8 protein-coding genes are annotated in these 12,056 nt (G+C 61.0%); 1 reads left to right on the forward strand and 7 read right to left on the reverse strand.

Features of this window, described 5'->3' with window-relative positions; all coding sequences use genetic code 11:
• Nucleotides 1–607: 607 nt before the first annotated feature.
• The 7 genes from DXC99_RS00695 to DXC99_RS00725 form a co-directional block, all read right to left on the reverse strand.
• A complete protein-coding gene (locus tag DXC99_RS00695) occupies nucleotides 608–2,047 on the reverse strand; it encodes a PTS transporter subunit EIIC (protein WP_117628953.1) in 1,440 nt (479 codons plus the stop codon).
• 118 nt (nucleotides 2,048–2,165) lie between these two features.
• A complete protein-coding gene (locus tag DXC99_RS00700) occupies nucleotides 2,166–3,011 on the reverse strand; it encodes a PRD domain-containing protein (RefSeq protein WP_117628954.1) in 846 nt (281 codons plus the stop codon).
• Nucleotides 3,012–3,259: 248 nt separating this feature from the next.
• A complete protein-coding gene (locus DXC99_RS00705) occupies nucleotides 3,260–3,844 on the reverse strand; it encodes a histidine phosphatase family protein (RefSeq protein WP_117563640.1) in 585 nt (194 codons plus the stop codon).
• A gap of 242 nt (nucleotides 3,845–4,086) precedes the next feature.
• Nucleotides 4,087–5,388, reverse strand: coding sequence for a molybdopterin-guanine dinucleotide biosynthesis protein B (mobB, locus tag DXC99_RS10590; protein WP_117628955.1), 1,302 nt, complete (start codon nucleotides 5,386–5,388; stop codon nucleotides 4,087–4,089).
• Between the two features lie 4 nt (nucleotides 5,389–5,392).
• Nucleotides 5,393–6,448: a GTP 3',8-cyclase MoaA gene (moaA, locus tag DXC99_RS00715; RefSeq protein ID WP_233505634.1), complete on the reverse strand. Its 1,056-nt coding sequence runs from the start codon at nucleotides 6,446–6,448 to the stop codon at nucleotides 5,393–5,395.
• 246 nt (nucleotides 6,449–6,694) lie between these two features.
• Nucleotides 6,695–8,593 (reverse strand): ABC transporter ATP-binding protein, encoded by a 1,899-nt coding sequence (locus DXC99_RS00720; protein ID WP_117628956.1) that lies wholly within the window; start codon nucleotides 8,591–8,593, stop codon nucleotides 6,695–6,697.
• The gene (locus DXC99_RS00725; protein ID WP_369831441.1) at nucleotides 8,586–10,406 is read right to left on the reverse strand and encodes an ABC transporter ATP-binding protein; all 1,821 of its coding nucleotides are present in this window, start codon (nucleotides 10,404–10,406) and stop codon (nucleotides 8,586–8,588) included. The genes DXC99_RS00720 and DXC99_RS00725 overlap by 8 nt, the downstream gene beginning before the upstream one ends.
• Nucleotides 10,407–10,665: 259 nt before the next feature.
• On the opposite strand from DXC99_RS00725, the gene DXC99_RS00730 reads away from it, so the two are divergent.
• Nucleotides 10,666–12,012, forward strand: a complete 1,347-nt coding sequence (locus tag DXC99_RS00730; RefSeq protein ID WP_117628957.1) for an MATE family efflux transporter — start codon at nucleotides 10,666–10,668, stop codon at nucleotides 12,010–12,012.
• Nucleotides 12,013–12,056 lie beyond the last annotated feature (44 nt).

Raw genomic sequence — 12,056 nt, forward strand, 5'->3', positions numbered from 1 at the left:
AGCGGCGTCCACGAGGGAATTTGCGTCCCGATCGGAGTTCGCGTTGAGTCGGCCGCCACGAAACCGGCCCATCTACTACGTTTAGTCGTGAACCCCCGACCACGCCGCAATTGTCAAAAATAAAACCGCAGGTAGACGGCTTGGCGGTTTTCGAAAAACCACCGTGTGGTTGGCCCCTACCACTTAAACGTAGTAGATAGGCCGGTTTCGTGGCGAGGCATGTTGCGGGACGCGCACGGACCGACCCATCGAAACTATGCCGGCTTAAGATATGCGGACGGAGCTGACGGAGACGACGTTTGCCCAGATAAAACCGACCAAAATAAACCTGTCCCTTATTGGCAGGTTCAAAACCATGCCGGTTTACGGGGCAGAACCAGTGCCCCTTGAGCATGCCAGAAACGGCAAGGACAAAACCGCAGGTAGGAGGCTTGTCAGTTTACGGAAAAACGGGGTATGGTCAGCACTCACCGTTTCAGCCCCGTAATCCGGCATGGTTTTGATTTTGGGCAGTCGCTCGGACGAGCGCATGGCATCTAGCCCCTTTGAAAAAAACCGGCGGGGCGCTCCCCCCCGCCGGCTTGGTACCGAGTCTTTGTCGTTTGGGCTACTTGGCAGCCTCGGGCTTGTAGGTGGCAAACTCGATCGCAAAGCCCACGGCGGCACCCACGAAAGAGGCAACGATAGCCCAGATCATGTGGCTGATGCCGTTAACACCGGAGGGGTCGATGAAGGACAGCCAGTTGAAGACGCCCAGACCACCGGACATGTACACCACGGCGCCGGAGAGACCAATGATGAGGCCGCCCACAGCAGAACCGATGCTGGCGTTGATGAAGGCCTTCTTATCGGGCAGGGCGACACCGTAGATAGCGGGCTCGGTGACACCAAAGAAGAAGGCGGAGATCATGGCCGGCAGCGCGATACCGCGGAACTTCTCGTCCTTGTTCTTGAGATACATGGCGAAGAGCACGGCGCCCAGCGAGAAGGAGTGGGCGATAACGGAGCCCAGGATGTAGTCGTGGCCCAGAGTGGACAGGTTGACCAGCGCGATGGGCACGAGCGACCAGTGGAAGCCAAAGATGACCAGGCACATCCAGAAGGCACCGACGAGGGTGCAGCCCAGGAGGGAGCCGATCATGGGCAGGCCAAACAGCAGCGCGAAGAACTCACCAAGCAGGTTGGTGATGAGCGTGGCGATGGGGCCAATGACCAGATAGCCAAGGGTGACGGTAACGGTGACGACGATCAGCGGGGTGAAGAACATCTTCATAGAAGCGGGCATCCACTTCTTAACCCAGTGCTCGAGGGTGGAGCCAAACCAGACCATGAGCAGGATGGGGATAACGGAGCTGGTGTAACCCGAGGCAGGCATGATGAGCGGCAGGCCCAGGAACGTGGTGTACCAAGAGAAGGTGCCAGCAAAGCCGAGCTCGACGGAGCCGACAACCTCGCCCGAGGTCAGGGCAACCATGGTGGGATACACCAGGGCAAAGGCGATGGCCATGCCGTTGAACTCGCTCATCTTGAACTTCTTGGCCGCGGTAAAGCCAAGCACCACGGGCAGGAAGTAGAACATGCCGTCAGCGACGGTGTAGAGCAGCGTGTAGGCGCCGTCGTTGGCAAAGCTCGGGACCAGGAAGGTAGCGAGCGCCAGCAGGCCCTTCATGATACCGGCAGCGGCGAAGGTGCCGAGCATGGGGGCGAAGATGCCCGAGATGAGGTCGATGATCACATCGGTAACGCCCTTGGGAGCGGCATCGTCGTCATCGGCGTCGACGGCGCCGCCGTCGCTAAAACCGCCGGCCTTGAGAACGGCGTCGTAGACGTCCTCGACGATGTTGCCCACAACAACCTGGTACTGGCCGTTGGCGTGCATGACCTTGATGACGTTGGGCAGCTCGGAGATTGCCTCGTCATTGGCCTTCGACTCGTCCTTGAGCTTAAAACGAACACGGGTAATGCAGTGTGCGACGCATTTGACGTTGGACTTGCCGCCAACCAGCTCTACGATCTGGGCAGCAAGATCGTCGTATTTACCTGCCATGATCTGTCCTCTCTTTTCCAAATTTCGACAAAAATATCCCCTACCGCGAGCCGGTACCTTGCCCGCAGTTAGAAACCAAAAAGAATTGTTGCGATTGCCGCCGGGCTGGCGGCTTTACTCACTCGGTCTGCGAAGCCGATCGCAGACGGTTGATATGCATCATCAGATACAAGAGCTCCTCGTCCGAGCAGCTCTGCTTGAACTCTTTCTCGAACACGCGGTTGATGGCGTACGCACACTGGTAGGCCTCGGGAAAATCGCGGGCGGCCTGCATAAACAGTGAGGAGTTCTCGGTCTGCGTGCAGCTGCCCTTAACAAGGCGGCGAACCAAAAAGCGCAGGTGCGCAAGAAAGCGAATGTAGCAGTACGACGCCGTGTCGAGCGAGCAGCCGAGCTGCTTTTCCACGGAATGGGTTACCTCGTCAAGCACGCGGGTGCTCTTCATGATGAAGTCCATGTCCTTGGCGCGGCCCATGCCGTCGACCTCGGCGTTAACGATGTGGAGCGCGATGCTCGTGGCCTCGTTCTGACCCAGCTTGGCGCCGGTGTGCTTTTGCACGATGGCGAGCGCGGACTGACCGATTTCGAGCTCACGCGGGTAGATGAAAGCCACCTCATGCTCGAGCGGGTTGGGAGCGCTGATCTGGTCGTCGTCGCGCTGAACGGCAAACTGCAGGTGATCTGCCAGGATAAAGGGCAGGCCACCGGACAGCTTGCAACCAAGCTGCTGGGATGCGAAGCAGGCAATGTCGCTTGCCGCGAGCAGAACGTCGTCGGGAAGTGTGCCGACCATATCCTGCAGGCTCTCGGGAACGTTATAGAATTTGCGCTGGATGAGCGACTCATCGACAAGCTCGTAGGGCATCTCGTGAAAACCGATGCCCTTGCCAAAGACAACAACCTCTCGGCCGTCATCGCTGGCGGCGAGAGCAACGTTATTGTTGATCTTCTTTAAAATGAGCATGAAAAAACTCCTCGGACATCGGCGCTAGACGACGGGGCGATATTCCTCGTCTTCTATTATGCGCAAGTGATGCCTCCCGAGGAGTAACAAACTTGTGAGCACGTGGGCGATTGTAGGATGAAACTTGCATGCAGCGTAAGCCCCATTGGTGCGAAAGTCCGCTGAACGGTAGGAAATCGCCTGTAAACGGCAAAACCACCACAAAGGTGCCTGGCCCCTTTGTGGTGGTTTTGGCTGATGCCCCGATGTTACTCGCGCGGGGTGCCGTAGGGGTTGTACAAATCTGCAAGAGCAAATGTGCCGGTAGTAGCATCAAAGTCGAGTTCGAGCACACAGCAGTTGCCAATGCGGTGCTTCATCTTGAGCGGCTCCACGCCCACGCCGCGCATGACCTGAGCCGCTGCGGCGCCATGGCTCACGCACAACACGCTCTCATGTCCAGGGCGCTGCATGAACTCGGTGATGGTCGCCATCATACGCTCGCGAAACTCGACTTCGCCCTCGCCGTCATACTGCTTGTAAAAATCGCCGTACGGCAGGCGCGGATTCAAATCCTCGCTCGCGCCCTCAAATTTGCCAAAGTTCCACTCCTTAAGGCCCTTGACGCGCTCGTAAGGCTGACCGGGGAACGCAAGCTCAAGCGTGTCGCACGCACGCTCGGACGTCGAACTGTACGCATGGTCAAACGTAAGGCCACGCCCTCGCAGGGTCGCACCGACAGTTTTAGCCTGCTCGATTCCCAGCTCGGTGAGCGGCGAGTCACACCAGCCCTGCTTGCGACGAAGCAAGTTAAAGAGCGTTTGACCGTGACGCATAAAGTACAGTTTTGACATGAGGCCTCCGTGATCGCAATCGTTTGTCAGCGATTATGACACCTTGAGCTAACTTTAAGTCAAAGCTTTTTTGCAAAAACCACCACAAAGATGCCTGTCCCTTTTTGGCATGTTATGGCAGCGCAGCGAGCCGGTTCCAAGTGCCCCAGGTCGCCCCGAAAGAGGAGCGACGCGTACTTTGGTACGCGAGCGACGGCTTGAGGGGCGAGATGGAGTGCTTGGGGCCGGCGCAGCGTCAAGCCTTAAAGGTGGTCTTGGATGAGATCGCAGATGGCTCGGGCGTCATTGATGTTGATGGTTCGGGTCGCGAAGCCGGCGTCGAAGGCCTGACGCGCCAGGGCTTCGTTGCAGGCAAGGGCCAGCGTGTGACCGTCGACCAGGTCGAGCGAGCTCTTGCCGCGCAGACGGTCGACGCCGGAGCGCGCGACCACGATGTTGTCGAAGCCCTCGGTCTTGTAGCCCTCGATGATCACCACATCGACATCGTTGTAGCGTGACAGCAGCTCGCGCGCGGGCATCTCGTCCTCCTCGCGCGTGTCGGCGTACTCCGCCCAGCGCGTGGCGCAGATGAGGCCCACGTGCTTGGATCCGGCCTGGTGATGGCGCCAGGTGTCCTTAGCGGGCACGTCGATATCAAAGCCGTGGTGCCCGTGATGCTTGAGCGAACCCACGCGCAGGCCGCGGCGGGTGAGCTCGGCAATGACCTTCTCGACGAGCGTGGTCTTGCCCGAGTTTTGGTAGCCGATAAACGCGATCGCGGGGACGGCCGGGGTCAGGGCCGCAGGCGCGACGGCGACGGGTGCGCTCGCGATCGCGGCACCGTCAGCGGCCACGGCCTCAGCAGCAGCGGCCTGACGCTCTGAACGATCCCACACGCCCGAGCGGCCACCTTCCTTGTGCAACAGGCGCACGTCGACAATCTCCATGCCGCGATCGACGGCCTTGCACATGTCATAGATGGTCAGGCACGCGGCGCTCGCGCCGGTCAGGGCCTCCATCTCAATACCGGTCTTGCCCGTCACGCCGGCTGTGACCAGCACATGAAAGCCGACCTGCCCGTCCGCGCGCGACGGCGCCCAGCCCTCGGGCACGTCCTCGACGGGCGTCCCCGCCGGCGCGATGGGCGCAATGTCGCACTTACTCTTGGTAATGAGCAACGGATGGCACATGGGGATGATGTCGCTCGTGCGCTTGATGGCCATGATGCCCGCCACGCGCGCGCAGGCAAGCACGTCGCCCTTTTTGGCGCGGTCCTGCAGCACCATGGCTTGCGTCTCGGGATGCATGAGGATGGTGCCCTCGGCGATGGCGATACGATGGGTCTCGGCCTTGTCGGACACGTCGACCATGCGTACCTCGCCCTTGGCGTCCACGTGCGTCAGCTCGTCGCGACGGGCGTCACGGACGAGCTCGGTGGCAGCACTGGCAGTCGGCTGCACGGACGCGTCGGCGCTGCCAGCATTCGTCGCAGCCGTGACTTTGTGGGCAGACATCGCGGCCCTGCGAGCGGCCTTGGTGGCATCGGCGTACCTGCTCTTGGCCATATGATCATCCTCCGATTTGGGACATAAATCGTTGCGTGCCCTCAATTATCGCGTGTTCCTGCGGCTTGTGGGCCACGGCATCGCGCCAAATCGAAAGTACCTGCATATCATCACCACGGCGAAGCGCCTCACGCACCGAATACTCGGCATCGCTGAACAGGCACGGACGCACGTTGCCATCGGCCGTCAGGCGCAGACGGTTGCAATTCGCGCAAAAATGGTTGGACATGGCGCTGATGAAGCCGACCGTTCCCGCCGCACCCGGAAAGTGCCAGTAGCGCGCAGGGCCCGCGCCGGCAGGAGCGTCGGTGATGTCGAGTGGCTCGAGCTCGCCCAGTCCCGCCGCGGCGGCCCCGGCATTGACGCGCGCCCGCAGCTCGTCACTCGGCACGGTATCGCTCGCGTCCCACAACTCGGGATTGAGCGCGGGCGCATGCGGATCCACGGCACAATGCGAACTCGTGCGCTCGTCGCCGATGGGCATGTATTCGATAAAGCGCAGGTGGATGGGACGGTCGAGCGTGAGCCGCGCGAGGGCCGCCACATCTTGGTTGAGCCGGCGCACCACAACGCAGTTGACCTTAACGGGCTCAAAGCCCCAAGCCAACGCCGCGTCGATGCCAGCCATGGTCTGCTCGAGCCGACCCAGGCGCGTGATCTTTCCAAACAGCGTAGGGTCGAGTGTGTCGAGCGAGATGTTGACGCGGTTAAGGCCGGCATCTTTGAGCTGCGGTGCCAGCTTGGGCAGCAGGGCGCCATTGGTGGTAAGCGAGATGTCCTCGATCTGCGGAATCGCGCGGATGTCGCGAATGAGCGGAATGATACGGCGGCTGACCAGCGGCTCGCCACCCGTCAGGCGCACGCGGCGAATGCCCTCCCCCGCCACCAGGCGCACAAAGTGGGCGATTTCCTCGGCGCTGAGCAGCTCGTCGTGCGCGCGGGGCGCCACGCCATCGGCCGGCATGCAGTAAATGCAGCGGAAATTGCACTTGTCGGTAACGGCAATACGCAGGTAGTTGATATCGCGGCCAAAACCGTCATGTTGCACGCGCCCGTCCACGCAGCTCTCTCCTCACGCGGCGTTTTATTCTTCGGAAAACATAATACCCCACGGGAGAATCACGCCGACACCCGTACGACAGGACAGGTCGCTTCGAGCAAAACGAACTTCCCAAGCCCATCCTCAACACACAGACCATCACAACATTCGATGCTTTTCCCGTTTTTGGCAAAAAACGTCGAATGTTGTGATGGTTTGAGGCGAGGTGAGAGGCACGGAGGGGTCAAAGCATCGTGCTCGAACGGGTTAATCCAACTCTTTTAAGCCATGCGCCAGCTGCCAGTACTCGCCGTGCTGAGCGAGCAGCTCTTCGTGCGTGCCGCGCTCGATGATGCGGCCGTGTTCGAGGACCATGATGGCATCGGCGTCGCGGACGGTGGACAGGCGGTGCGCGATCATAAACGTGGTGCGGCCACGCATGATGCGGTCCATGCCGCGCTCGATGAGCTTTTCGGTGCGCGTGTCGATAGAGCTCGTGGCCTCGTCCAGGATGAGCACCGGCGGGTCGGCGACGGCCACGCGCGCAATGGCGAGCAGCTGGCGCTGGCCCTGCGACAGGTTGGCGCCATCGGCCGTGACCGGCGTGTCGTACCCTCTAGGCAGGCGGCGAATAAACGAATCCGCGCAGGCGGCCTCGGCAGCGGCGCGCACTTCCTCGTCGGTCGCGTCGAGCTTGCCAAAGCGGATGTTCTGTGCAATGGTGCCGCTAAACAGGTGCGTGTCCTGCAGCACAATGCCGAGCGACCCGCGCAGGCTGGCCTTGGCAATGTGCTTGACGTCGATGCCGTCGTACGTGATCTCGCCGTCATCGACCTCGTAGAAGCGGTTGATGAGGTTGGTGATGGTCGTCTTACCTGCGCCTGTGGAGCCCACAAAGGCGATCTTTTGGCCCGGCTTGGCAAACAGGTTGAGGTCCGTGAGCACACGGGTGCCCGACACGTAGGAAAAGTCCACGGCATGGAAGCGCACGTCGCCAGCAAGCGGGACCAAGCCGCACGTGAGCTCGGTACCGTCGGTAGCCACCGCGCGGCCCGACTCATCAACGGCAGCCACATCATGCAGGTGCCCGTACGCGCCCACGCCCTGGCCCTCGGGAATCTTCCATGCCCACGCGGCGTCGCCCGTCTGCACCAGCTCCACGCAGCCCTCGTCCACCTCGGGCTCAAGATCCATGGCGGCAAACAGGCGCTCGGCACCGGCCAGCGCGTTGAGCAAAAAGTTGCCCAGCTGCGTGAACTGGTTGATGGGCATGGCGGCCTGACGCACAAAGACCAGGTAGCTTGCGAGCGCACCTACATCGGCGAGCCCCTTGATGCAGAGCATGCCGCCCGCCACGGCGACGATGGCGTAGTTGGCATAGCCAATCACCACGGTCATGGGAACCATGGAGTTGGCGTAAGCCTGCGCGGCGCCACCGGTGCGGCGCAGCTCTTGGTTACGCACGTCAAAACCAGCCACGTTGGCCTGCTCGTGATTAAAGACCTTGATGACCTTTTGGCCCGAGACCATCTCTTCGATATATCCGTCCAAATCGCCCAGCGACGCCTGTTGGGCGGCAAAAAAGCGCTTGGAACGCATGCCCGAGTAGCGCGCATACAGCACAATGGCCACATCGCACACGAGCGTGATAATCGTGAGCTGCCAGTTGAGGATGATGAGCATGGCCGTGGTGCCGACCACCTGGATGCTCGCCTGAATCACGTTGGCAAAGCTGTTGTTGAGCGCCTCGGAGACGGTGTCGACGTCGTTGGTAAAGAAGCTCATGATGTCACCCGAGCGCGTGCTGTCGAAGTAGCTCAGCGGCAGCATCTGGATGTGCGCAAACAGGTCGCGGCGGATATCGGAAACCACGCGCTGGGCCGCGCGCACCATAATCTGTGAGTAGCCCAGAGCCGAGAGCACGCCCGCGGCGTAGATGGCAGCGGTAAAGATAACCTGCCTGGTGAGCAATTCCTCGCCGCCCGTTGCCAAACCGTTAACGATAGGGCGCACCATGTAGGTGCCGGCGAGGCTCGCGATGGCGGCGACGGAGGCGAGCACGCCCACCGCGAGCAACGAGAACTTGGCGTGACCCATGTAGGAGAGCAAGCGGCGAAGCGTCTGCGTCAGATTGGTGGGACGGGCCTGAGCGGATGTCTTAGGCATGTTGCTCGCCTCCTTCCGTGGCTTGAATTGATCCGCTGGGGCCAGACGAAGACGGGGCATTTGCGCCGTCTGCGACGTCCGCATCCCCCGCAAACTCCATCTGCGAGGCATAAATCTCCTGGTAGATGTTGTCGCCCGCCAGCAGTTCCTCGTGCGTGCCCACGCCGTGGACACGACCGTCGTCCAACACCACAATGCGATCGGCATCCATGACGCTCGCGATGCGCTGGGCGATGATGAGCACGGTCGTATTGGGAATCCGAGCGATGTGCTCGCGAATCTTAGCGTCGGTCGCCATATCGACCGCGCTGGTTGAGTCATCAAAAATGAGCACGCGCGGATGCTTGAGCAGCGTGCGCGCAATGCACAGGCGTTGCTTCTGGCCGCCCGAAACACCGGCGCCGCCTTGGCCCAACTCGCCGTCCAGCCCGCCGATGCGATCCAGGAACTCGTCCACGCATGCCGCCCGGCAGGCCGCGAGGAGCTCATCGTCCGACGCCTGCGGATTGCCCCACTGCAGGTTCTCGCGCACGGTACCCGTAAACAGCACGTTCTTTTGCAGCACGATACCCACGGCGTCGCGCAAGGTAGCCAAGTCGTAGTCGCGCACGTCGTGTCCGCCCACAAGCACGGTGCCCTCGGTGGCGTCGTACAAGCGCGCAATCAGCTGCACAAGCGAACTCTTGCCCGAGCCCGTGCCGCCGAGCACGCCCACCGTGGAGCCTGCTTCAATGCAAAGGTCAATATGCTCGAGCACATCCTCGGCTGCATCCGCGCGGTATTTAAAGGAAACGTCGCGAAACTCGATGCTTCCGTCGGCCACCTCGTGCACGGCAGCGGCAGCGTCGGGCGCCTGGATAAGCGAACGCTCGTCGAGCACCCGCGAGATGCGTTCCACGCTGGCAAGTGCGCGCGTGAGCAGCAAAAACACGTTGGAAATCATCATGAGCGAGTTCATGATCAGCAGCACATAGCTCATAAAGCCCGTGAGCGAGCCCACGCCGAGCTCGCCGGCAAGAATCATGCGCCCGCCGATCCACAGAATGGAAAGCGCCGCCACGTACATCGACAGCTGAAACACCGGCAGGTTGAGCACGGCGTTGCCAAAGGTCTTCGTCGCGGTGCGCGCAAGCTCGGTATTGACGGCATCGAACTTGGCCTCCTCGTGCTCGGCACGCACGTACGCCTTGACGGCGCGCACGGCGGTGAGGTCCTCCTGCACCACACCGTTGAGATGGTCCATCGAGGTCTGCAGCTGGCGGTAGAGCGGACTGACGCGATAGGTGATAACGCCCAGCACGATCGCCAGCACCGGCAGGATGATCGCGAAAACGGTGGCGAGCGGACGCGACAGCACCAGCGCATAGACCAAGCCGACGATGAGCGTCACGGGACCGCGCACCATGGGGCGAAAGCCATTGCCGATGGCATTTTGGATGACGGTGATATCGGTAGTCATGCGGGTGACGAGCGAGCTGGCGTCGTAGTTATCCAGATTGCCAAAAGCGAGCGTCTGGATCTTGCGGTACTCCGCCTCGCGCAAGTTAGCGCCCAGCCCCGAGGCGACGCGAGCAGACGTGCGTGCATAGCCCAAGCCAAGTACCAGCGAACATGCGGCGCATACCAACATATACGTGCCCTGCAACAGCATGTAGTTGATGTCGCCCGCGGGCACGCCCACATCGATGATATTTGCCATGATGACCGGGATAAACAGCTCGAGCGCCGTCTCGGCCGTCACAAAGAGCACGCCGAGCATGGCATCGCGGCGGTATGCCCCCAGATAGGAAAACAAAATCTTGAGATTGCGCACGCAGGTTCATCCCCCATCAAACGTTGTTCGCAAACCCACGTATTATGGCGCGCCGTGCGGCGGTGTCAAGTGCTCCGAAATCGATTTCTGCAAGGCTAGTGCAGGCGCCATGCTCACAGGGCGCATGTCCGTATTCAATTGGAAATGAACGCGTGCGTGACTTTTTCGCCCCGCCGCCAACACAAACCTTGACTCTACAATCGTTGTAGGGTTTTCACTACACTGGTACGTAAACAGACCAAGCCAGAAAGCCCCGCCCATGGAACACGACCTCACACGCGGCAATGTCCTTAAGACCATCGCGGTCTTTGCCCTGCCTTATATGCTCTCGTACTTTTTGCAGATGCTCTACGGCATGGCCGACCTGTACATGATGGGGCAGTTTAGCGGCGCCGCCGGCATCACCGCCGTGGGCAACGGCGCGCAGACGCTCTATATCATTACCGTGACGCTCGTGGGCCTGGCCATGGGAACGACGGTTATCGTCGGCCACGCCGTGGGTTCGCGTCGGTTTGACCGCGCCGAGACCGCCATCGGCAACACCATCACGCTCTTTATGGGTGTCTCGGTGGTGCTGGCCGCTGTCCTGCTCGCACTGTGTCCGCAGATCGTGGCGCTCATTGGCACGCCGGCCGAAGCGGTCGAAGGAACCGCCGCCTACCTGCGTATCTGCTTTATCGGCATTCCCTTTATCGCCGCGTACAACATCCTCTCGGCCATCTTTCGCGGCCTAGGCGATTCGCGCTCGCCCATGTACGTGATTGGCGTGGCATGCATCATCAATATCGCGCTTGATTATCTGTTTATCGGCCACATGGGGCTCGGCCCCGTGGGCGCGGCGCTCGGCACGGTAATCGCCCAGACGGCCAGCGTTGCCCTCGCGCTCGTGTGGCTCAAGAGCCGCCGCACGAACATCCACGTTAAGCGCAGCGACCTGCGCCCTCAGCCCGAGGTGCTCGGCAGCATTCTTAAGATCGGCGTGCCCGTGGCCGTGCAGGACGGCTGCATCCAGGTGGCGTTTATGTTCATCACCGTCATCGCCAACCACCGCGGTCTAGTCGACGCCGCCGCCGTGGGCCTGGTCGAAAAGATGATCAGCTTTTTGTTCATTGTGCCGAGTTCCATGGGCGCTACCGTCAGCGCACTCACGGCGCAAAACGCCGGCGCGGGCAAGGGCGACCGCGCGCGTCAGGTACTCAAGGACGCCATGACGATCTCGGTGGTGTACGGCTGCCTGATCACGGTGCTGATGTGGCTGGTGGCACCGGCGTTTATCGGCTTTTTTGCCAAGGACCCCGCGGTGGTCGCCGCCGGTACTGGCTATATGCACAGTTATATTTTCGACGCGATTTTTGCCGGCATCCACATTTGCTTTAGCGGCTTTTTCGCTGCATACGGCAAGAGCTACATCGGCTTTGCGCACAACGTGCTGGCCGTGGCGCTCATTCGCGTGCCCGGCGCCTGGCTGCTGTCGAATGCCTATTCTGACACGCTGTTCCCCATGGGCATCGCCTCGCCGTGCGGATCGATTCTGTCGGCGGTCATCTGCGTGATTGCATTTACCGTGCTCAACCGCCGTGGGGCTTTTGACAAACTGGTAGCGTAGCGGGGCGACGCAAAATCGCCCTGATCGACGACATCATCAGCGAC

Source organism: Collinsella sp. TF10-11AT (assembly GCF_003437565.1).
Taxonomy (GTDB): domain Bacteria; phylum Actinomycetota; class Coriobacteriia; order Coriobacteriales; family Coriobacteriaceae; genus Collinsella.

Bases quoted from the DNA above. Each gene is read 5' to 3' on its own strand.
- DXC99_RS00695 (WP_117628953.1), bottom strand. From the start codon at position 2,047: ATGGCAGGTAAATACGACGATCTTGCTGCCCAGATCGTAGAGCTGGTT.
- DXC99_RS00700 (WP_117628954.1), bottom strand. From the start codon at position 3,011: ATGCTCATTTTAAAGAAGATCAACAATAACGTTGCTCTCGCCGCCAGC.
- DXC99_RS00705 (WP_117563640.1), bottom strand. From the start codon at position 3,844: ATGTCAAAACTGTACTTTATGCGTCACGGTCAAACGCTCTTTAACTTG.
- mobB (WP_117628955.1), bottom strand. From the start codon at position 5,388: ATGGCCAAGAGCAGGTACGCCGATGCCACCAAGGCCGCTCGCAGGGCC.
- DXC99_RS00720 (WP_117628956.1), bottom strand. From the start codon at position 8,593: ATGCCTAAGACATCCGCTCAGGCCCGTCCCACCAATCTGACGCAGACG.
- DXC99_RS00730 (WP_117628957.1), top strand. From the start codon at position 10,666: ATGGAACACGACCTCACACGCGGCAATGTCCTTAAGACCATCGCGGTC.